21 protein-coding genes and 1 pseudogene are annotated in these 22,443 nt (G+C 50.8%); 4 read left to right on the forward strand and 18 right to left on the reverse strand.

All coding sequences use genetic code 11. The features are described 5' to 3' along the window. Positions 1-2: 2 nt before the first annotated feature. The 5 genes from recG to CW734_RS11420 form a co-directional block, all read right to left on the reverse strand. Entirely contained in the window at positions 3-2,045 is a 2,043-nt protein-coding gene (gene recG, locus CW734_RS11400; protein ID WP_101190539.1) for an ATP-dependent DNA helicase RecG, read from the reverse strand. Continuing rightward, positions 2,035-2,934 (reverse strand): L-serine ammonia-lyase, iron-sulfur-dependent, subunit alpha, encoded by a 900-nt coding sequence (gene sdaAA / locus CW734_RS11405; protein ID WP_058383555.1) that lies wholly within the window; start codon positions 2,932-2,934, stop codon positions 2,035-2,037. Before sdaAA ends, recG begins: the two co-directional genes overlap by 11 nt. Before the next feature lie 16 nt (positions 2,935-2,950). Then, entirely contained in the window at positions 2,951-3,613 is a 663-nt protein-coding gene (gene sdaAB, locus CW734_RS11410) for an L-serine ammonia-lyase, iron-sulfur-dependent subunit beta (RefSeq protein ID WP_101190540.1), read from the reverse strand. A 164-nt stretch (positions 3,614-3,777) separates the two neighbouring features. Next, positions 3,778-5,487 (reverse strand): DAK2 domain-containing protein, encoded by a 1,710-nt coding sequence (locus CW734_RS11415; protein ID WP_101190541.1) that lies wholly within the window; start codon positions 5,485-5,487, stop codon positions 3,778-3,780. An 18-nt stretch (positions 5,488-5,505) separates the two neighbouring features. Further along, the gene (locus CW734_RS11420) at positions 5,506-5,868 is read right to left on the reverse strand and encodes an Asp23/Gls24 family envelope stress response protein (protein ID WP_101190542.1); all 363 of its coding nucleotides are present in this window, start codon (positions 5,866-5,868) and stop codon (positions 5,506-5,508) included. Between the two features lie 220 nt (positions 5,869-6,088). Here CW734_RS11420 and rpmB point away from each other — a divergent pair, with 220 nt between their 5' ends. Further along, a complete protein-coding gene (rpmB, locus tag CW734_RS11425) occupies positions 6,089-6,277 on the forward strand; it encodes a 50S ribosomal protein L28 (protein WP_058383551.1) in 189 nt (62 codons plus the stop codon). Between the two features lie 57 nt (positions 6,278-6,334). Here the strand turns inward: rpmB and CW734_RS11430 are convergent, their stop codons facing one another. The 13 genes and pseudogenes from CW734_RS11430 to CW734_RS11490 all read right to left on the reverse strand — a co-directional run bounded on the left by CW734_RS11430 (position 6,335) and on the right by CW734_RS11490 (position 18,891). Next, entirely contained in the window at positions 6,335-6,973 is a 639-nt protein-coding gene (locus tag CW734_RS11430) for a thiamine diphosphokinase (protein WP_101190543.1), read from the reverse strand. Further along, complete coding sequence (gene rpe, locus CW734_RS11435) at positions 6,970-7,635, reverse strand: ribulose-phosphate 3-epimerase (RefSeq protein ID WP_101190544.1); 666 nt, start codon at positions 7,633-7,635, stop codon at positions 6,970-6,972. The genes CW734_RS11430 and rpe overlap by 4 nt, the downstream gene beginning before the upstream one ends. Beyond that, positions 7,628-8,524, reverse strand: a complete 897-nt coding sequence (gene rsgA, locus CW734_RS11440; protein WP_101190545.1) for a ribosome small subunit-dependent GTPase A — start codon at positions 8,522-8,524, stop codon at positions 7,628-7,630. The genes rpe and rsgA overlap by 8 nt, the downstream gene beginning before the upstream one ends. A gap of 32 nt (positions 8,525-8,556) precedes the next feature. Continuing rightward, entirely contained in the window at positions 8,557-10,533 is a 1,977-nt protein-coding gene (gene pknB / locus CW734_RS11445) for a Stk1 family PASTA domain-containing Ser/Thr kinase (protein WP_101190546.1), read from the reverse strand. 2 nt (positions 10,534-10,535) lie between these two features. Continuing rightward, on the reverse strand, positions 10,536-11,285 hold the full coding sequence (locus CW734_RS11450; protein ID WP_101190547.1) for a Stp1/IreP family PP2C-type Ser/Thr phosphatase: 750 nt from the start codon (positions 11,283-11,285) through the stop codon (positions 10,536-10,538). Between the two features lie 18 nt (positions 11,286-11,303). Next, positions 11,304-12,659 carry a 16S rRNA (cytosine(967)-C(5))-methyltransferase RsmB gene (gene rsmB, locus CW734_RS11455; protein WP_101190548.1) on the reverse strand — a complete coding sequence of 452 codons (1,356 nt, stop codon included), beginning with the start codon at positions 12,657-12,659 and terminating at the stop codon, positions 11,304-11,306. After that, on the reverse strand, positions 12,656-13,588 hold the full coding sequence (gene fmt / locus CW734_RS11460; RefSeq protein ID WP_058383544.1) for a methionyl-tRNA formyltransferase: 933 nt from the start codon (positions 13,586-13,588) through the stop codon (positions 12,656-12,658). The genes rsmB and fmt overlap by 4 nt, the downstream gene beginning before the upstream one ends. Next, on the reverse strand, positions 13,585-14,091 hold the full coding sequence (def, locus tag CW734_RS11465; RefSeq protein ID WP_101190549.1) for a peptide deformylase: 507 nt from the start codon (positions 14,089-14,091) through the stop codon (positions 13,585-13,587). Before def ends, fmt begins: the two co-directional genes overlap by 4 nt. Before the next feature lie 18 nt (positions 14,092-14,109). After that, positions 14,110-16,504 (reverse strand): annotated as a pseudogene (gene priA / locus CW734_RS11470) (primosomal protein N'). Further along, positions 16,501-17,700, reverse strand: a complete 1,200-nt coding sequence (gene coaBC, locus CW734_RS11475) for a bifunctional phosphopantothenoylcysteine decarboxylase/phosphopantothenate--cysteine ligase CoaBC (RefSeq protein WP_101190550.1) — start codon at positions 17,698-17,700, stop codon at positions 16,501-16,503. Before coaBC ends, priA begins: the two are co-directional and overlap by 4 nt. A 75-nt stretch (positions 17,701-17,775) precedes the next feature. After that, positions 17,776-18,000 (reverse strand): DNA-directed RNA polymerase subunit omega, encoded by a 225-nt coding sequence (gene rpoZ / locus CW734_RS11480; protein WP_101190551.1) that lies wholly within the window; start codon positions 17,998-18,000, stop codon positions 17,776-17,778. Beyond that, a complete protein-coding gene (gene gmk / locus CW734_RS11485) occupies positions 18,000-18,620 on the reverse strand; it encodes a guanylate kinase (RefSeq protein WP_101190552.1) in 621 nt (206 codons plus the stop codon). Before gmk ends, rpoZ begins: the two co-directional genes overlap by 1 nt. A 1-nt stretch (position 18,621) precedes the next feature. After that, complete coding sequence (locus tag CW734_RS11490) at positions 18,622-18,891, reverse strand: extracellular matrix/biofilm biosynthesis regulator RemA family protein (RefSeq protein WP_101190553.1); 270 nt, start codon at positions 18,889-18,891, stop codon at positions 18,622-18,624. A 122-nt stretch (positions 18,892-19,013) separates the two neighbouring features. On the opposite strand from CW734_RS11490, the gene CW734_RS11495 reads away from it, so the two are divergent. The 3 genes from CW734_RS11495 to CW734_RS11505 all read left to right on the forward strand — a co-directional run bounded on the left by CW734_RS11495 (position 19,014) and on the right by CW734_RS11505 (position 22,372). Beyond that, positions 19,014-20,669 (forward strand): Rqc2 family fibronectin-binding protein, encoded by a 1,656-nt coding sequence (locus CW734_RS11495; RefSeq protein WP_101190554.1) that lies wholly within the window; start codon positions 19,014-19,016, stop codon positions 20,667-20,669. A 171-nt stretch (positions 20,670-20,840) separates the two neighbouring features. Then, complete coding sequence (locus tag CW734_RS11500) at positions 20,841-21,680, forward strand: transporter substrate-binding domain-containing protein (RefSeq protein WP_101192184.1); 840 nt, start codon at positions 20,841-20,843, stop codon at positions 21,678-21,680. A gap of 14 nt (positions 21,681-21,694) precedes the next feature. Further along, a complete protein-coding gene (locus CW734_RS11505; RefSeq protein ID WP_101190555.1) occupies positions 21,695-22,372 on the forward strand; it encodes an amino acid ABC transporter permease in 678 nt (225 codons plus the stop codon). Positions 22,373-22,443 lie beyond the last annotated feature (71 nt).

Raw genomic sequence — 22,443 nt, forward strand, 5'->3', positions numbered from 1 at the left:
TCCTAATCAAGCCTTCCGCCTTCGAGAATGCCGGACTCTTCAAGCATCGCCCGCAGGCATTTCGTTTCATCCGAGACCCAAAATGACTCGCTCGCGATCAATGCTTCCGCGTCTTTTCTCGCCGCTTCCAGCGCACGGTAATCATGGACCAAATCCGCCATGCGGAATTCCGGGATGCCGCTTTGCTTGCGGCCGAAGAAATCGCCAGGGCCGCGCAGCTCCAGATCCTTTTCGGCAAGGATAAAGCCGTCGTTCGTTTCCGTCATCGAATTCATGCGCTCTTTGCCAATCTCCGTTTTCGGGTCCGCCAATAGCACACAATAGGACTGATCGCTGCCGCGGCCCACACGCCCACGCAATTGATGGAGCTGGGACAACCCAAAGCGTTCCGCGTCATAAATAAGCATGAAGGAAGCATTCGGGACGTTGACGCCGACTTCGACGACGGTCGTCGATACAAGCACTGCAATCTTTCCTTCCGCAAATTCGCGCATCGTTTGCTCTTTTTCGTCAGGATGCAGACGGCCGTGCATCAAGCCCACGGTATGGCGGCCTTCGAAATATACCGTCAATTGCTGGTACAGCTCGACCGCATTCTGATATTCCAAAGTTTCGGATTCTTCGATTAGCGGTGCGATGACATACGCCTGCCGTCCGGCGAGAAGTTCTTTTTCCATTCGGCCGACAATCTTGCCGAACATTTCTTTTTTCATCCAATAGGTTTCGATCTCTTTTCGCCCGGCCGGCATTTCATCGATGATCGAGACATCCATTTCACCGAAAGCCGAAATCGCGAGCGTACGTGGAATCGGCGTCGCGGTCATGAACAGGACATCCGGGTTCAAGGCTTTATCTTTCAGCACACGCCGCTGATCCACGCCGAAGCGGTGCTGCTCATCTGTGATGACCAATCCTAGGCTTTTGAACAAAACTTCCGGCTGGATTAATGCATGAGTGCCGATCAGAATGTCGATTTCGCCGTCCACTAGACGTTTCAACACTTCCTTGCGCCTCTTGCCTTTAACCGATCCCGTCAATAAGGCGACGCTGACGCCAAAGGGCCGGAACCATTCTTCGAGCGTATTGGCATGCTGCTCAGCGAGGATTTCCGTCGGGGCCATGAGCGCCCCTTGTTTGCCTGCTGTGACGGCGGCATACAAAGCGATCGCGGCGACGACGGTCTTGCCGGAACCGACATCCCCCTGCAATAGGCGGTTCATCCGGAACGGTTCTTTCATGTCTCGGCAGATTTCATTGACGACGCGCTTTTGGGCACTGGTCAAATCGAACGGCAAGGCATCGATGAACGCTTTCAAGCGATTCAAATCGTAATCGATGAACGAACCGCCCTCCGCTTCGCGATTTTTCTTGCGCAGCGCCTGCATCTTCAATTGAAACAGCAATAGCTCTTCATACACAAAGCGCCGGCGCGCCTGCTTGAGTGATGCTGCATCTTCCGGAAAATGGACGGTCTCGAGCGCTTCTTCAAACGGCAGCAACTGATATTCTTCGCGGATTGATACGGGCAGGCAATCCTGGAGACCGCCTTTTGTGGCATCCAGTCCCTGCCGCATCAGCTTGCGGAACGTTTTCTGATGCATCGAACCTTTCAGGCTGTAAACCGGCTCAAAATCCGCGCCATCTGTCCGCGGGCCGATCGAATGGCTGGAAACCGTGATCAATTGGCGGCCCCGGTCCCATTTACCGGTCAAAGTGACGACCGCCCCGATTTGAAGTTTGGCTTTCACGTAATGCTGGTTGAAGAATACCGCTTTGACGAGATGGCGGCCGACAAGCACCGTCACAGTCGTCCGTGATTTATTTTTTCCTAAAAAAAGGACGGAAGGCTCATTTTCGACCCTTCCCTCCACCGTTACCCGTTCATTATGGGGCGTTTCAGCCAGATCTTTGAGCTGGAAATCCTCGTGGCGATACGGGAAGGTCATGATCAAGTCTTCAAGACTTTCGATCTTCATGTCCCGCAAGGTCTCAGCCGCTTGCTTCCCGACACCCTTCAATGACGAGACGGGTGCTTTATTGTCCACTGCCGACTACCGATCCGCCGAAGATTTTCGATTCAAGCCATTTGCCGGTCGGTGTCGCTGCCAATCCGCCTTTTGCCGTTTCACGGAACGCGCTAGGCATCGCTTGCCCGATTTCGAACATCGCGCTGATGACTTCGTCGCACGGAATGCGACTGGTCACGCCAGCGAGCGCCATATCGGCTGCGACGACCGCATTGGATGCACCCATCGCATTGCGCTTCACGCATGGCACTTCTACGAGCCCCGCCACAGGGTCGCAGACTAGACCGAGCATATTCTTCAAGGTAATGGCAAAAGCTTCAGAACTTTGCTGAGGTGTGCCTCCAGCCATTTCGATGATGGCAGCAGAAGCCATCGCCGCTGCAGAGCCGACTTCCGCCTGGCATCCGCCAGCTGCTCCGGAAATCGAGGCGTTATTGGCCACGACAAAGCCGAAAGCACCGGATGTGAACAGGTAACGGATCATCTGTTCACGCGTCGGGTTCAATTTATTCTTCACAGCAAATAAAGTGCCCGGGACAACCCCTGCGGATCCTGCAGTCGGCGTTGCACAGATCGTGCCCATCGCTGCGTTCACTTCATTGGTCGCGACGGCCTTGCTGACGGCATCAAGCAGCAGATCGCCGGACAGGCTATTGCCTTGCTGCATGTATTTTTGGAGAAGCACTGCGTCGCCACCGGTCAAACCGGAAACGGAATGAACGCCTTGCAAGCCTTTTTCGACCGCTTCTTCCATGACAGTCAAATTGCGCTCCATCTGCTGCATGATATCTTCCCGTGAACGGTCTGTGATGAGCATTTCCTGTTCAATCATGATCTCGGAAATGAGCTTGCCTTCTTTCTCTGCCCGTTCGACGAGCTCCCTTACATTTCGGAATAGAACATCCATTTCTCTTACCTCCAGTTTAGTCGGCGATGCGTGTGACTTGCGTAATATTCGGCAACTCGCGCAATTCGCCCATTACTTCTACATCTACCGTCTGATCGACTTCGATGACCATCAACGCCATGTCCCCGCGCTCTTTGCGGGATACTTCCATATGGCCGATATTGATGTCGTATTTATATAAACAATTCGCTACGCTTGCGATACATCCCGAGCGGTCGTCGTGGACGACGAGGATCGCCGGGTGGTTGCCGGATAGCCTGAGCGGGAAACCGTTCAGTTCCGTAATTTCGATCTTGCCTCCGCCGATAGAGATTCCCATCATCGACATTTCGGATTTTTCATCCCCGATGACGATGCGCGCCGTATTCGGATGATCGACATTCCCCGTTTCCGGAATGAATTCATAGCTCATGCCGAGCTTTTCCGCTTCTTCAAAAGCGGTTTTGATGCGTTCATCGAATGTATCGTAATCTAGTAGGCCGCCGACGATCGCTACATCGGTCGAATGCCCTTTAAAGGTTTCTGCGAAAGACCCGTACAAATGGATCTTCGCCCATGAAGGCTGCCTGCCGAACAGGTCGCGCGCTACCCTGCCGATGCGTGCCGCACCTGCAGTATGCGAAGATGATGGCCCGATCATTACCGGGCCGATTATATCAAAAACAGATTTGAACTTCATGCTCAAACCCCTCACTTTCCGTCTCGTATAATTTCATTTTACATGAAAAGCGCCGAGGAAACAAAGATAATAAAGCGCATACATAGTCTTAACCGTGGGCTTTTCCCGCTGCCCGTAAAGGCTTTTCGCGTTTAGCGCCATTCCCCACTTCGCACGGCGCTTTTCTATTGTGGAAAATAAAAGCGGAAACCCGGTGTCTTGTTCCCGGACCTCCGCCTAACATTATTCAACTGCCAGATATATGGATAGAGCGGCTGCTTGCCGTTGTGGATTTCCACTTCGACGTCGCCGTTCAATGATTCGATGAACGCGCCGAGCTTTTCGGCATCCGCTTCACTAACATCTTCGCCGAAGAGGATCGTGACGATCTCTGCATCAGCATCGACCAGCTTTTTGCATAGTTCTTCCGTGACTTTTTCAAGGCTTTCATCCGACACGACGATCTTGCCTTCAGAAATTCCCATGAAATCGTCTTTCTTGATGGAGACGCCGTCGATCGATGTATCGCGCACCGCAAAAGTGACCGACCCCGACTTGACGTGCTTGATCGCATCTCCCATCGCTTGTTGGTTGTCCGCGACAGCCGCTTCCGGATTGAAAGCAAGAAGAGCCGACATGCCTTGTGGGACATCTTTTGTCGGCACGACAGCCGCTTCGATATCAAGAAGCTCTGCCGCTTGTTCCGCTGCCATGATGATGTTTTTATTGTTCGGTAAAATCAGCACTCGCTCTGCGCCGATCGAACGGACGGCATTGACGATATCTTCCGTTGACGGGTTCATCGTCTGGCCGCCTTCGATGACGTAGGAAGCGCCGATTGAACGGAGCAATTCCGCTACGCCTTCGCCCATCGCTACCGTGACGATCGCATATGGATGCTTGGCTTCTTCAACGGCAGCGGTCTTTTTATGGCCTTCGCCGACAATGTCGGTATGCTGCTGACGCATGTTCTCGATTTTCATGCTGATCAGGCTTCCGTATTCCTGGCCGTATGTAAGGACTTTCCCAGGCTCTTCGGAGTGGATATGGATTTTCGCGATTTCATCATCTGAAATGACCAGTAGGGAATCGCCGTAAGCGCTCAAATCTGTCCGGAATGCGGCTTCATTGAATGAGCGTTTGTCGTCTTCAAATTTGACCATGAATTCCGTGCAATAGCCGAATTCGATATCTTCTGTGTTCATGAAGCCCGCGATGTTCTTATGGTGCTCGGCACTGACCAATTCATCCATCGAATTATCGACATGCTTCTCCGGCAATGCTTCGCCTTTCAATGATGCAAGAAATCCTTCGTAGACATAGACGAGGCCTTGCCCGCCGCTGTCGACAACTCCAACTTCTTTCAGTACCGGCAACAGGTCCGGTGTTCTCTCAAGCGATGCTTTCGATTCAGTGACGATTGCTTCGAACAGCACGATGATATCTTCTTCACTGTCTGCCAGGCTCATTCCTTTAGCCGCCGCATCTTTCGCGACCGTCAGAATGGTGCCTTCGACCGGTTTCATGACGGCTTTATAAGCGGTCTCGACGCCGTGTTGCAAAGCGTGCGCCAGTTTCTTCGCAGAAAGCTCCTGCTCATCGACAATAAATTTGCCGAACCCGCGGAACAACTGGGACAAAATAACGCCTGAGTTGCCGCGCGCGCCCATAAGCAAGCCTTTTGATAAAGCGCTTGCTGTTTTCCCGATATGTTCTTGCGCATGGGCTTCTGTCTCTTTTGCACCGGATGTCATCGATAAATTCATGTTCGTCCCAGTATCGCCGTCCGGCACCGGGAAGACGTTCAATGCATCTACATAATCCGCATTTTGGTATAGATGATGCGAACCCATCTGCACCATTTCAGCGAATTTCACTCCGTTTAATGACTTCATAACCGAATTTTCCTCCTCTTACGGGTTCGTCACACGAACGCCCTGGACATAAATGTTTACCGCTTTAACCGGCATGCCCAATGTTTTTGTAATTGTATATTTCACTTTGGATTGGACTTGATACGCCACTTCCGAAATTTTCGTTCCGTAGCTGATAATTACATACATATCAATGACCAAATCGCCGTCTTCTTGGCGCACAAGGACTCCTTTGGCGAAGTTCTCTTTGCGGAGAATGTCCGTGAGGCCGTCGCGGATCTGGTGTTTAGTTGCCATTCCTACGATGCCGTAGCATTCGATCGCAGCACCGCCGGCTATTTGGGCTATCACATCATTGGAAATATCGATTTGACCATATTCATTATTCAACTCAATCGACATTAAAATTCCTCCTCGAGTCCTATTTCACTCTTTTCATTCTACATGAAAGCCCTTTATAAGAAAAGCCAACGTTTTAGCCTGTAAAGGTTTTTTTCTTGAAAGGCTGTGAATTTCACTTGCGCCTGTCTTTTTTCTATGGTAAATTATTAAAGTATGTGAAACGAAAAACGAACTGAAATTCTATTATAATTTTCAGCTTCACTTGTGAGGAGGGACTTACATGCCAAAAGTATGTGCAGTATCTGGACGTAAAGCTCGTGCAGGAAACAGCCGTTCACACGCGTTGAACTCGACAAAACGTACATGGGGAGCAAACCTTCAAAAAGTTCGCATCCTTGTAGACGGCAAGCCGAAACGTGTATGGGTTTCCGCGAGAGCATTGAAATCAGGAAAAGTTGAGCGCGTCTAAACCGCTCATGAATAATGCCAGGTCTGACATCCGTCAGCCTGGCATTTTTTCGTGCGTTCAATCGGAACTTTCGATGACGATTAAATGGCCACCCGTGAATTCAAGCTTTGCCTCTTCCAGCAATTCGTTGCTGATAAAGCGTGTCGAGCCGAACGGAATCCGCTCCTCTGTCACTGGATATTTAACCCCTTTTATCGTAAAGCCGCTCACTTCTTCCGCGAACGGATAAAAGGAAACGTATTTGAAAGCTTGATCAGCTTCCAGGCGATACGTTCCGGGTTCCATGAAACGGATGCGATTCTGCTTGTTCACGATCCTGAAATCGATTTGCGGATAGCTTCTTTGGTAGGCAAAGACGGTGTGCAAGGCAGCCATATAATGGTCGAGCCTGCCGCCGGTCACGCCGGTGACAATGACAGTATCGGGATTGTAATGCATCGCTTTATTCAAAGCCAATTCTGTATCCGATTCATCTTTCTCCGCCGGCGACCGTTCCAGTGACGGAAAAACCGAGCGGATTTTTTCATACTCGCTGTCTGTCACCGAATCAAAATCCCCGACTGCTTCCACTGGTTCAATGCCTTGCCCGAGCAGCGTCATGACCCCTGCATCCACCCCGATATAGGACGCTCCTTTATATGAAGAAAGGTCCGGCAGTTCGTCTGCCGGACCTCCTGCTGTTACTACGATAATCACGAGATAACTCCTTGCCCCGCTTTTTTGATCGCCTGCAACGCTTGCGTGCGGTCTTGTTTGCCGAAAATGGCAGAACCGGCCACAAATACGTTCGCACCAGCTTGCGCGCACGGTACGATCGTTTCTTCATTGATGCCGCCGTCGATCTGGATATCGACAGACAAGCCTTTGTCTTTAATCAATTGCGACAATGCCGCAACTTTCGGGACCACTGAATGGATGAACTTCTGTCCGCCAAATCCAGGGTTAACGGTCATGAACAGCACTAAATCGATATCTTCCAGAACATGCTGGATCGTTTCGATCGGCGTATGCGGGTTCAAGACGACACCCGGTTTGACGCCGAACGAACGGATCAATTGGATGGTGCGGTGAAGATGCGGGCATGCTTCGACATGGACGGTAATATAATCCGCCCCCGCCTTGGCAAAATCCTCGATATAGCGGTCCGGGTTCTCGATCATCAAATGGACATCAAGCGGAAGCTCTGTCAACGGGCGGAGCGCGTCGACCACAATCGGCCCCATCGTGATATTCGGGACGAAATGGCCATCCATGACATCGATATGGATCCAATCGGCTCCTGCTTTTTCGACTTCCTGTACTTCTTGTCCAAGTTTTGCAAAATCTGCTGCTAGAATAGACGGTGCAATTTTAATCATGTGAATACCTCGGCTTTCGATTCATTATTTCTTCCAAAAATTTCAAGTAGTGCTTATAGCGGTATTCAGGGATGTCCCCTGTCTCAACCGCTTTTTTGATAACGCATTTCGGTTCATTCAAATGCAGGCATTCGCGGAATTTACAGCCGCCTGCGCGTTGTTCCATTTCCGGGAAGCATGCCGACAATTGTTCTTTCTCGAGCTGTTCAAAGTCGAACGAGCTGAATCCCGGCGTATCCGCCAGCAAGCCGCCATTCACTTCGATCAATTCCACATGGCGCGTTGTATGCTTGCCTCGGTTCAAGGCTTGCGAGATGTCATCGGTCTTCAACTTCAGCGACGGCAAAATCGTATTCAGCAAAGTTGATTTCCCGACGCCAGACTGCCCGGCAAGCACGCTTGTCTTGCCTTCGAGGACCGGCATCAGCCTCTCCTGCAATGTCGGGTCGTCTATGAAAGATTCAATGACATCATAGCCGATTGTCCGGTAATCGTCTGCATAGCGGTCCAGTTCTTCGCGTTCCGCATCCGACAATAGGTCGGTTTTCGTCAAGCAAATGACCGGCTGGATATCGAACGATTCAACAGCTACTAGAAAACGGTCCAATAGCAGCGGATGGAAATCGGGCTGCTTGGCCGAAAACACTAGAATCGCTTGGTCGATATTGGCGATCGGCGGGCGCACCAGTTCATTTTTGCGTTCTTCAATATCCAGTATCGTCCCTTCGCGCTCGTTATCCGCTTTGTACTCGACAAAATCCCCGACAAGCGGCGTGATTTGGCGGTTGCGGAAAATCCCGCGTCCGCGGCATTGCGTGTAACGCTCCCCATCTTCATCGAGTACATAATAGAAGCCGCTTAACGCTTTTCTGATCTGACCTTTCGGCATAGCACCACCCCTTATCCTTTATTGTAATTTCCTCAATCTGCGTTCTCATAGTCCACTGTCTCTTCCAGAATGATCGTGGCATCCCTGACGATTCGGTAAGAAGCACTGCCGCCTTCGACAATCTGCATTTCAATCTGGTGTTCAGTCGTCTCCGTAATGGTGAATTCCTCGACGGGTTCGACCATGGTTTGGTTCTGGTCCTGGATATAGACGCGGATTGTCTGTTCGACCGGGTCTTCACCTTCTTCTGCAGGCTCTGCCGGCTCATAAGGGATTTCCACCGTTTCGACATAGGTATTCACCGGAAGTTCCGCACTGCCAGAAGACAACACGACTTCAATCGTGCTTCCGACTTCGAGCATCTCTCCTCCCGCAACGTTCTGTGACAGCACCAACCCCGCTTCCACGGAATCGGATTCTTCTTCACGGACGATGCGGATATTGAAACCTGAAGAACGGGCGTATTCATTTAATTCCGCTTCACCGTAGCCGCTCAAATCTTCCACTTCGCGCATGTCCGGCCCTTTGCTGACGACGAATTCGACAGCGGTTTCACTGATGACGACTTCACTTCCCGCTTCAGGGCTTTGGCTCAAGATCGTGCCGGGCGCTTCATCGGAAAATTCTTCCCGTGAATCGACTGAAGCATAATTCGAATCTTCGAGCATACGCTGTGCCTGGTCAAGCGAATCGCCGACATAATCGCCGAACTCAGCCGTTTCTTTGCCCATGCTAATAAATAAGCTGATGCTCGACTCCGGATCGCGCATTTTTCCGGCTTCAGGAATGGTGCGGATTACATGGTTCTCATCGACTTCTTCAGAGAATTGTTCGGATTCTTCAGCAACGACAAAGCCGGCAGCGGTCAGTTCTTCATGTGCCGCTTCCCGTTCCATTCCGGAAACATCCGGCACGGCGACTTGCCGCGGCTGGAACAATTCGGGAAAGGCGAATACCAGGATTAAGCCAATCAATACCAAAGCTGCAATAATCGCCAGGACAATCGGTGTCTTCTTGCGTTTTTTCTTGTCAGCTGGTTTTTTCGGCGCTTTTTTATCTTCTTGGACCGGCAGCGCCATCGTTTTGGTCGCATCGGCCTGTTCATATGTGCCCGAATCTTTAATCGCCGGCATGGCACGGGTTTCCCCTTCGTCTACCGGCACAGCAAATTTCGGTTCGTTGATTCGTTCCGGAGTGAGCGCCGTCGAAAGGTCTTCTGCCATTTCATCTGCTGAGGCATAGCGGTATTGTGGATTTTTGGCAGTCGCTTTCAATACGATATTTTCAAGGCTTTGCGGCAGGTCCGGTACAGTTTCTTTCAATGAAGGCGTTTCCGTTTGCAGATGCTTCAAGGCGATAGCCACAGCTGATTCACCTGAAAACGGCAGCTTTCCAGTCAACAATTCATACATGACGATGCCGAGCGAATAAATATCGGATTTCTTATTGGCGGTGCCGCCTCTCGCCTGTTCGGGAGACAAGTAATGAACAGTCCCGAGCACCGAGTTGGTCTGTGTGTAGGAAGTGGCACTCAATGCCATGGCAATGCCAAAATCCGAAATTTTGACGTTGCCGTCTTCGTCCACCAGCACGTTTTGCGGCTTGATATCCCGGTGGACAATATGATTATGGTGGGCATGCGCAAGGGCAGATGCCAATTGCTTCATGATTTCCACAGCGCGTTCCGGTTCAACCGGTGAATGCTTGATGATGTATTCTTTCAACGTATCTCCAGGTACATACTCCATGACGAGATACGGCAAGTCATTGTCTTCCCCGACATCAAAAATACTGACGATGTTCGGGTGGCCAAGACTTGTCGAAGACAGCGCTTCCCGTTTAAAGCGGCGGCGCAATTCCTCTTCATTGTTGAAGTCGTAGCGCAGCACTTTGATGGCGACGTCGCGGTCAAGGATCATATCATGCGCCAAATAAACATTGGACATGCCTCCGCTGCCGATCGCTTCTAGCACCTTATAGCGGCCGTTGATTCGTTTTCCAACTAACATCGCTACACCTCCTCACCAAGCGCCGTCAACAATACAAATGAAATATTGTCTTCTCCGCCGAGGTCATTGGCCAGCGCAATTAAGGCTTTGCCTTTTTGTGACAATGAGGCTTTCGAGCGGACAATCGACGAAATGTCCCGCTCGTTCAATTTATTGCTTAAGCCATCAGTGCATATCAAGAAATAAGAAGTGCCAGCGAGAGAAAAATGGTGCATTTCCCGTTCGATGTCAGGTTCTGTGCCAAGTGAGCGCAGGATCCAGTTTTTCTTCGGATGATCTTCCGCCTGCTGTTGCGTAATTTCCCCGTTATCGACCAGCACGTTGACATAGGAATGGTCCCGTGTCACTTGCGCCATCGACGGGCCGATGACATACGCACGGCTGTCGCCGATATGGCACAGCACGCAATCATCCTCTTCGATCAATGCGGCGATCAGAGTCGTGCCCATCCCTTTGCATTCACTATGGGTGATGGAATGTTCATACACAAGCCGGTTGACTTGCAATACTTGGCCAGACAGCCAGGCCGTCTTTTCTTCTGTGTTCTCGAACCTTGCTCCGTCCGCTTCCATGAATCTTCTGCCGAGTTCATCGACTGTCATCCGGCTTGCAACGTCTCCTGCATTATGGCCGCCCATGCCGTCTGCGACAAGTGCGAGCAACAATCCGCCAGGGCGTTTGAGCACAGCGACGCGGTCTTCATTGACTTCCCTTTTTCTACCGGTATCGCTTTCAATTACATACTGAAACAATAGTGTACACCCCGCTTTTTAGCTTTCGGCAACTTGGCCGTCGGTTTTTCTGAAGCTTGCGATAAAAAATCCGTCACTCCCGAAATCCTGCGGGAAGACTTGGACAAATCCTTTGCCTTTGCTTTTGAAAGCAGCAGGCAATTCAGCAGGGATCTGTTCCATTTGCGGATGTGTGTTCATGAATTTCTCGGCAGTTCCGCGGTTCTCTTCGGTATCGACCGTACACGTGCTGTAGACGAGAATGCCGCCGGGCTTCAACAGCTTCACCGCTTCATCGAGAAGCGCAAGCTGAATCGTCTGCAAGCGCCCGAAATCATCCGGCGTTTTCGTGTATTTGATATCCGGCTTGCGCTTGATGACACCAAGCCCGCTGCAAGGTGCGTCCACCAGGATCCGGTCGAATTTTTCTTCGCCGAAGCGCTCGCTGCTTTCACGGCCGTCTCCGACTGTGGTTTCGATTGTCTGGTGGCCCAAGCGTTTTGCGGTTTCTTCAATCAATTTAACTTTATGGGCGTGCAAATCCATCGCCAGCACCGCCCCATGTCCTTCAAGCTTTTCGGCGATATGGGTCGTCTTCCCGCCAGGCGCCGCACACATATCGAGCACGGTCATGCCAGGCTCCACTTGCAGTGCATAAGCCGGCAGCATTGAACTTTCATCTTGTATGGTGATGAAGCCTTTTTCGAATGTTTGTGTGCGAACCGGTTGCCCGCCCGTAACGACAAGGCATTCCGGGATGATCTTGCTCGGTTCGGCAGTCAATCCTTCCGACTCAAGCATTTCGATTACTTGTTCCGGCGTCGCCTGCACGGTATTGACACGCACCGTCTGGAGTGGCGCTTTATTGTTCTCGAGCGCCATTTCGCGGGCTTTTTGCATGCCGAATTGTTCCGACCAGCGCTTGATCATCCAAGCCGGGTGGCTCGTTTCGATGGAAATCTTTTCGATTGGGTCGGCAATTTCATTGAATGAACGCACGCCTGTACGCTGGACGGAACGCAGAATGCCGTTAACGACAGACGCAATGCCGCCATGCCCGCGCCGTTTGGCGATTTCCACTGCTTCGTTGATGACGGCATGGAACGGGATGCGGTCCAAGTAAACGATTTGATAGAGCGATAAGCGCAGAAGCGTCCGCACCCATGGATCGAGCTTGCCTTTAATATACGGTTCTAAATAATAGTCCAAGGTCATTTGATGCTGCAGCGTGCCATAAGTGATTTCCGTCAACAAGCCTTTGTTTTTGGCGGAAATGCCGTAGCTGTCCATTGTTGTATTCAATAAGAGGTTGCTATATGCCTGTTTGTTTTCCACGGCATAGAGAATCGACAATGCTGCATCTCTTACATTGCCGTGGATTTTTTTGTTTTTCATTCGAATCGGTCCCCTGCCTGTAATTTCGGCCCGCGTAAATAATCTTCAGCCGTCATGCGTTTTTTCCCAGCCGGCTGCAATTCTTTGATGGCAAGCGCACCTTCACCGGTTTGGACGATAATGGCATCTTTTGTCAATTCGATGATTTCACCCGGCGCGCCGGTTTTCTGGCTGTCGGCAATTTCCGTCCACCACAATTTGACATTGGCGTCTGCTAAAGTCGTGAACGCGACCGGCCATGGATGCAACCCGCGCACTTGGTTGTAGAGTTCGCTTGCGGATTTGTTCCAGTCGATGCGTTCCTGCTCCCGTGAAATATTGCGCGCAAACGTGACACGCTCTTCGTCCTGTGGAGTTCGCGCATTGGTCCCGTCGATGATCGACGGCAAGGTTGCTTTCAACAACTCCATTCCTGCCACACTCAATTTCTCGAACATGCTGCCGGTATGGTCCGTTTCTTCGATCGGTACCGATTTTTGTGAAATGATATCCCCTGCATCCAAACGGTCCACCATATACATGATCGTTACACCAGTTTCTTTTTTGCCGTCAATGATCGCCTGGTGGATCGGTGCACCGCCGCGGTATTCCGGAAGCAGCGAGGCGTGCACGTTGATGGCGCCCAGTTTCGGGGCTTCGAGTACCGATGTCGGCAAGATTTGCCCGAATGCCGCTGTCACGATCAAATCCGGCTTTAGGTCGAGAATTTTTTGCGCTTGTTCTGGATCTTTCAGTTTTTCCGGTTGGTAGACCGGCAATCCAAGTTCCAAGGCTTGCTCTTTCACCGGCGTCGGCGTCAGGATTTTCTTCCTGCCGACAGGGCGGTCGGGCTGTGTGACGACCGAAACGATGTCGTATCCTTCTTCGGCAAGCATCTTCAGGATTGGAGCCGAAAATGCCGGCGTTCCCATGAAAACAATTTTGGTCAAAGCGAATCCTCCTCTTCCTGCTGGCGGATCAGTTCGTCCAATTCTTCTTGGGTGACATATTTCTCGATTTTGCTCGTGAACAGCACGCCGTCCAAGTGGTCCATTTCATGAAGGATAGCACGCGCTTCGTAACCTTCTGCCTCTAGCTCATACCAAGAGCCGTCGCGTTCCTGGGCTTTGATTTTGATGCGGCCGTGGCGCTCGACTTCCCCGAAAATACCCGGGAAGCTCAAACAGCCTTCGATATCCGTCTCTTTCCCTTCGAATAGCGCGAGTTCCGGATTGATCATTTCAATCGGCTCCTGACCTTCTTGGAAATCAACGATCGCGACGCGCAGTGAGACACCTACTTGCGGTGCGGCAATGCCGACACCGTCCGCTTCGATCATTGTCTCGTGCATATCGTCCAATAAAACAGCGAGCTGACGGTCGAATTCAGTGACCGTCTTGCAAGGGGTTTCCAATACTTCGTTCGGATGTTTCACAATTTTACGGATTGCCATTTCTATTCCTCATTTCTGCTACATGACTGTTGTTGGATTCATGTCGATGGACAAAGTTGCACCCGTTTTAATCCAGTCGCTGCGGTAGATTTTGATCAATTGCTGCAGCGCTTCAGCCAGCTTCGGTTCATTTTTGTATTTTATCAAACATTGATAGCGATATCTATTGTTCACACGCGCAACGAGCGATGCGGAAGGCCCGATAATAATGGTTTTGGGCGACAGGCGGTGGCGCAGGTATTCAGTCATCTGCTGGGCATAGCCCGACACCGTCATCAAATCCTCATGGGTGAACTGGATATTGACGACATAATAATACGGAGGGTATCCGCTCGCCCGTCGCATGGCCATTTCCTGCTCATAGAATGGTTCGTATAATTGGTCTTTTGCGAGCGTGATCGCATAATGCTCCGGCGTATAGGTCTGCACATACACTTCTCCCGGCAATACGTCGCGTCCTGCACGCCCGCTCACTTGCGTCAATAATTGATAGGTTTTCTCAGCTGCCCGGAAATCCGGCAAATGCAAAGTCGTATCCGCTGACAAGACTCCGACCAATGTAATATTCGGGAAATCCAAGCCTTTGGCGATCATTTGCGTGCCGAGGAGAATATCGGCTTTGCCCTCGCCGAATGCTGACAAGATCTTTTCATGTGCGCCTTTATTGCGGGTCGTATCGACATCCATCCGCAACACGCGCGCATCCGGCACGAGCTTCGCCAGTTCCTCTTCAACTTTTTGGGTCCCTGTGCCGAAAAAGCGGATATGGTCGCTTTCGCATTCCGGGCAAGTCGTAGGCACGGGTTCATCATAGCCGCAATAATGGCATTTCATGCGTTCGCTCGCCCGGTGATAGGTTAGCGAAATATCGCAGTTCGGGCATTGCAACACCGTTCCGCAATCGCGGCATAAGACGAATGACGAGTAGCCGCGCTTGTTCAAAAACAGTACGACTTGCTCTTTCCGCGCCAGGCGCTCCCGTATCGCTTCTGCCAATACCACAGAAAACATCGACCGGTTGCCGGTGCGCAGCTCTTCGCGCATATCGACAATATGAACCTCAGGCAGCGGCTGGTTTTTCGCCCGGTTTTTCAGCGCCAGTAATTCATAGACGCCTTTTTGGGCGCGCGCATACGATTCAAGTGATGGCGTCGCGCTTCCAAGAATGACGGGGCATTGATGCTGCTGGCTGCGCCAAATCGCCACATCCCGTGCGTGGTAGCGGGGCGAATCGTCTTGTTTATAGCTCGATTCGTGCTCTTCGTCGAGGATGATCAAGCCGAGATTTTGAAACGGCGCAAAAATCGCCGAACGGGCCCCTACGACGACTTTCACTTCCGCACGCTGGATTTTACGCCATTCATCGTATTTTTCCCCTGCTGATAAGCCACTGTGCAGCACTGCGACCAAATCGCCGAAACGTTCCTTGAAACGGATGGTCATCTGGGGCGTCAAGGAAATTTCCGGGACGAGCATGATCGCTTCCTTGCCTTCTTCAAGCACTTGGGCGATCGTCTGTAAATAAATCTCCGTTTTTCCACTGCCGGTGATGCCATGAAGCAAAAAGGTTTTTTCCGTGTTGAGCGAGGATTGAATAGCATCGAATGCCGTTTGCTGTTCATCCGTCAAATCCAAGGCGATCTTTTGTTCAATGGCTGTCAGAAGTGAAGGGTCTCTATACGATTCCATAGACGAAAAATTGGCCATGCCTTTTTCCGCCAATGCGTTGATTGTCGGGAGCGAAACACCCGCCAGCTTTTGCAGTTGGGAAGATTCAAAGCTTTGGCCCAAATGTTTCAGGAAAACTCTTGCAGCTTCAATTGCTGCTTGGCGTTCGCTCTTATGGAAATATTTTCTATATCCTCTACAGAATCTGTAATATGGATCATGCGTACTTTTTCACACCGGTTTTCTGCTGGATATTCGTATCCGCCAACACCGTGCCTTTGTCCATTTCCTTTTTCATCAGCCCATAGACCGCTTCCGCTTCCTGGGCACGGACAAAGTCACGCGTGCCGAAATACGGATGCAGCTCTTTCGGCAGCTCTTCAATAGCGGCATTCAACACGAACCGCTTCTCGTATTTGGCGCGAAGTGCTGCTGGCACCATGACTTGCAGGGCATCGATTTCAAAACAGACCGTCTGCCGTTTCATCCACTGTGCAAGCTCGAGCATTTCTCCGTTCAAAACGGGCACGACATCCATCAATTCGTGGATCGGCTTCAGCCGTTTCGGGTCAAATTCAGATGTTTCTTTGATAGTTGTAATAAAGCCGAGCACTTTGCGGTTGCCAAAAGGCACTTTGACGCGCATGCCCGGCTCGGTGAGCGCCTGGAATTTTTCCGGCACTGCATAATCGAACGGCCGGTCAATCGGATGTGCGGCAACATCGACGATGACTTCGGCAATCATTTTGCAAATTCCTTTTCAGTGATGAGCGATAGCAAATCGAGCGCAAGCGCTTTTTTCGGCATGACCGGGAAGGTCTTCTCGAATTCCCCGCGCCCGTATACCGTCACTGCATTCGTATCATGATCAAAGCCCGCTTGGTCTGCACTGACGTCGTTGGCGATGATATAATCAGCATTTTTCCGCTCGAGTTTATCTTTGGCATAGTGCGCCACATGATCGGTCTCTGCCGCGAAGCCGACCAGGATTTGATGGCTCTTCAGTTGGCCGAGCTGCTGCAGGATATCTGTCGTGCGCTCCAGCTCAAGAACCGAATTGCCTTCTTTTTTCTTAAGCTTCTGCCCCGCAATAGCCGCCGGGCGGTAATCTGCGACAGCTGCTGTCTTGACAACCAAGTCTGCACTATCGTATTCACCAAGCACCGCTTCAAGCATCTGCTGTGCGCTCTCGACTTGAACTCGCTTGACACCGCTTGGCACCGGCAATGACACTGGGCCGCTAATCAATATCGTGTCAGCACCGAGTTCCGCTGCCGCTTCTGCCATGGCATAGCCCATCTTGCCGCTTGAAAAATTCGTCAAGAAACGCACCGGGTCGATTCGTTCCCGAGTCGGCCCAGCCGTCACGACCACTTTCTTGCCTTTTAACGGCTTGTTTTTTGTAAAATGGCCGGCCACCAGTTCAGTGATTTTCTCCGGTTCCTCCAAACGCCCTTTGCCGACATAACCACAGGCCAAAAAGCCTTCAGACGGCTCGATGAAACGGATGCCGTCATGATGCAAACGGTCGATATTGCGTTTGACTGCCGGATGGTCGTACATATGGACGTTCATCGCAGGAGCAACCCAAATCGGTGCAGTCGTCGCAAGTAGCACCGTCGATACCATATCATCGCCTAAACCATTCGCCATTTTAGCGATCATATTGGCGGTCGCAGGCGCGACGATCACGAGGTCTGCCCAATCCGCCAAATCGATATGGGCAATGACTGAAGAATCTTTTTCATCGAATGTATCAAAATAGACATCGTTTCTGGACATGACTTGGAACGATAAAGGCTGGACGAATTGCTTCGCCGATTCTGTCATGATGACTTTCACTTCCGCCCCTGCCTGGGACAATTTGCTGACGAGGGCGACCGCTTTATAGACGGCGATGCCGCCGCTTACACATAATAGGATTTTTCGATTTGCCAACACCGCTAAACACCCTTTCTAAACAACAAACTCCCAAAGAACAGTTTCGCTCTGGGAGTCGTCAATTGAGATCATAAGTTAAATTTCGTCTTCGTAAATCGCGGATGCATCTTGCTGAACCGGCGTCAATGCGCCAGCTGCAATCTCTTCAAGCGCTTTTCCAACCGCTTTATGGGATACGTAGGAATCCAGTTTCTCATCGCCATGTTCGTGCAATTGGCGGGCTCTCTTGGACGCCAAAGCGACCAGTGAGTATTTCGAATCGATGCGGCTTTTTAGTTTATCAACGGATGGGTATAACATCAGGCATTCTCCTTTAGCATATCTAAGTATCTTTTTTCGACGCGTTCCCGCTTGCAATGTTCTGCGATGATGATGGCATTGATGCGATCGCATGCGTGTTCGACTTCATCGTTTTCGACGACGTAATCATATAGGTTCATCATCTCGAGTTCTTTCCTGGCGGCATGGATGCGTGATGCGATCACTTCATCCGACTCCGTGCCGCGGCCGACCAAGCGCTCTTCGAGTTCCAAAAGGCTAGGCGGCGCAAGGAAGATGAACAAGCCATCCGGCACTTTATCGCGCACTTGCGCTGCCCCTTGCACTTCGATTTCTAGGAACACATCACGTCCGGCATCGCGCATTTTATTGACGTACTCGAGCGGCGTGCCGTAATAATTGCCGACGTACTCGGCATATTCAAGCAATTGTCCCTGGTCGATCAGTTCTTCAAACTCATGACGGGTCTTGAAGAAATAATCGACTTCGTCCACTTCCCCTTCACGCGGCGCGCGTGTCGTCATGGAGATGGAATATTCATAATTTGTATCCGGCTGTTGGAACAGCTCTTTTCGCACCGTGCCTTTGCCGACGCCCGAAGGCCCGGACAGCACGATGAGCAGTCCACGATGTTTTCTCATTTTATCCCTCGCTTGCCTCATCATCATTTTCTTCAATCCGCGCAAGTGCCGTCTCGATCGACAAAGCGGAAATGACCACATGATCGCTATCCATGATAAAGATCGACTTGGTCTTCTTGCCGCCTGTCGCATCGACGAGCAAGCCTTTGCTGCGCGCTTCCTGCATCAAGCGCTTGGAAGGCGCCGAATCCGGCTGGATCATCGAAACGATGCGGTTCACTGACACCGCATTTCCCGCCCCGATGGATATGAACTTCAGCTTTCTCTTCATCTTCCTCACCGCCATCGATGCTCAAGTAATATATTCACGCTTAAAACTAACTGTCTTATTATATCATATTCTTCCGTGAAAATGATAAGATGGAACAAAACGATTTGAAAGAGGGATTTTTCATGGCATTTGATGGATTATTTACGAAAGCGATGACGAGCGAATTGCAACAGCTCATCACCGGAAGGATTTCAAAAGTTCATCAGCCTAATCAGCTCGAACTACTCCTGCATATACGCGCACAAGGAAAAAACCATAAATTGCTCATCTCGATCCACCCGTCCTATTCGCGGATTCATTTGACCAACACGGCAAACGTCAATCCATCGGAACCGCCGATGTTCTGCATGCTGCTCCGCAAGCATATTGAAGGCGGCGTCATCACAGGCGTCGAGCAGCACGGATCCGACCGGCTGATCATCCTGCGCATCCGCGCCCGCAACGAAATCGGCGATGAAATCGAACGCGAGCTCCATGTTGAAATGATGGGCCGGCATTCGAATATCATTTTAGTCGACGCCGAACGCGACATGATTCTCGACAGCCTCAAGCATTTGCCGCCGAGCGTCAACTCCTACCGGACGATTTTGCCGGGCCAGGATTATATTTTCCCGCCGTCCCAAGATAAACAAGATCCATTTGCGGCGGATGCAGACTTCAGCGGACTCACCGACAAGGAAATCGTCTCCCAGTTTGCCGGCTTTTCCCCGCTGACGGCGAAAGAGCTGAACTACCGGCTCGAACAGGATCCGGAAAGCGCAGCTGCCTTTTTGCAGGATTTCAATGCTCCGGAACCGACCGGCTATTACGTCGAACAGCAAGGAAAAAGCTATTTTTCCGCAACAGAATTGACGCATCTCGGACAGGACAATATGCGTTTTGACAATTTATCCGAACTGCTCGACCGGATTTTTTATGCGAAAGCCGAGCGCGACCGTGTCAAACAACAGGCAGGCGATTTGGAGCGCTGGCTTCAAAACGAAATCTCCAAATTGAAACTAAAGCTGAAAAAGCTTCAGAAAGAACAGGACCAAGCACAAAAACGCGATCAATTGCAATTGAACGGCGAATTGATCATGGCCAATCTGCACACCATCAAAAAGGGAATGAAACAAGCGGAAGTCGTCAATTATTATAATGAAGAAACTGTGACGATCACGCTCGACCCGCGCAAGACACCGATCGAGAATTCCCAGAAATACTACTCGCGTTACCAAAAAGCCAAAACGGCCGTCGTCAAAACGCATGAGCAAATCGAAAAGACCGAAGAAGACATCCGCTATTTCGAATTGCTCATGCAACAAGTGCAACAGGCGGGGCTCTCCGATATCGAAGAAATCCGCGAAGAATTGGCTGAACAAGGCTATATGAAAGCACAGAAATCGAAGAAAAAGAAAAAGCCGCAAAAGCCGAATGTCGAGCATTATGTATCGAGCACCGGCATTCCGATTTCAGTCGGCAAAAACAATAAACAAAACGATTATGTGACCTTCAAGGTCGCATCGAAATCCGATACATGGCTGCATACGAAAGACATTCCAGGGTCCCATGTCATCATCCACTCGCAAGAACCGGATGAAGACACCATCCTAGAAGCTGCCAGCATCGCCGCTTATTTCAGCAAAGCGCGCGAATCCGCTTCCGTCCCGGTCGATTACACCGAAGTCCGCCAAGTGAAAAAACCGAGCGGCGCCAAGCCGGGCTTCGTGATTTATTTCGAACAGAAAACCGTCTACGTCACGCCTGATGAAGACTTGGTGTTGAAATTGAAAAAATGAGTTTTGACCTGCCCGTACCGGCCTTTTGCCAGTGCGGGTATTTCTTATAAAACCTATTTAGTTTACATAATAATATTATAATAAAATTTATTCGACAAAGCATTGCCCCAAGCTATAGTTAATGCTATCTTTTTATAGGACATCAATTAAGGGGGCCTATCATTGAATATCATGACGAAACGAACATACATAACTGCCGCCCTGTTCGGCACGGCAGCAATTGCATTATCAGCTTGCGGAGATGAAGCTGCAGAAACTGAACAGCCATCGGAATGGGACGGCATCCAGGAAGAAGGCGTCTTGACTGTCGGTACTTCCGGAACGCTGTTGGCCACTTCGTTCCGCGACGAGGAAAGCGGAGAATTGACGGGCTTTGAAGTTGAAGTCGTACGGGAACTCGGCGAACGCCTGGACCTTGAAATCGAATTCCGCGAACTCGGATTCGACGAAATGTTGACAAGCGTCAGTACGGGGCAGCTCGATATGGCAGCGAACGATATCGAGGTGACGGAAGACATGACCGATCAATTCCTGTTCTCCACTCCGATCAAATATTCCTACGGGACGGCAGTCGTCCGAAAAGATGACTTATCCGGCATCGAATCACTGGAAGACTTGGAAGGCAAAAAAGCAGCCGGCGTCTCGACATCGGTCTATATGCAGATCGCCCGCGATTATGGGGCGGAAGAAGTGACCTATGACAACGCGACAAATGAAATCTATCTGCGCGATGTGTCGATCGGCCGAACCGACGTCATCCTAAACGATTATTATTTATCGACTTTCGGAGTGGCAGCTTTCCCGGAGCTCAACATCACCATCCACCCGGACATCAAATACTTGCCTTCTGAAGTCGGCCTTGTCGTCAATGAAGACAACGAAGAATTGCTTGAACAAGTGAATGCGACGCTCGAGGAAATGCTGTCGGACGGCACCATCAGCGAGATTTCAGCTGAGTTTTTCGACGGAGCCGATGTCTCCATTGAACCAGACATCGAAGAGGAAAACTAAAGGAGGCCACTTTCATGAGCGATATCGAATGGGGGCTGTTATTTGATCCTGAACTTGCGATCAATTCCCTGCCCTATGTGCTCGAGGGCATTTGGTTAACGCTGTTGATTTCAATGGGCAGCATGCTGGGCGGACTGGTCATCGGCTTTTTCCTGGCGCTCGCCAGGACATCAAAACAGCCGCTGCTCCATCTGCCGGCGCGCCTTTATATTTCCTTTATGCGCGGTGTGCCGATTCTCGTCATCTTGTTTTTGCTGTATTTCGCACTCCCTGTCATCGGCCTTGAATTCACCGCCTTGCAAGCAGCGCTCATCGGCTTCACGATCAATAGCGCCGCCTATATCGCGGAAGTGTTCCGGTCGGCTCTTGCCTCTGTCGACAAAGGCCAATGGGAATCATCCACTGCACTCGGCCTCAGCTATTGGCAGACCATGCGCCGGATCATCCTGCCGCAATCGGTGCGCATTGCGGTGCCACCTTTATCGAATGTCTATTTGGACCTGATCAAAGCATCATCGCTCGCGGCCATGATCACGGTGCCTGAGATTTTCCAAAAAGCGCGAATTGTCGGCGCACGGGAATACGACCTGTTGACGTTGCTCATCCTGGTCGCACTCATCTACTGGGCCATCTGCACAGTCATGACCGTGCTGCAGAACTATCTGGAAAAACGCTACGCTGAATACCTATAAACCTAAAACCGCACCGGAACTTTATCCGGTGCGGTTTTCAGAGTGTTGAAGAAGTCTATTAATCCATTACG

Source organism: Planococcus sp. MB-3u-03 (assembly GCF_002833405.1).
Classification (GTDB): domain Bacteria; phylum Bacillota; class Bacilli; order Bacillales_A; family Planococcaceae; genus Planococcus.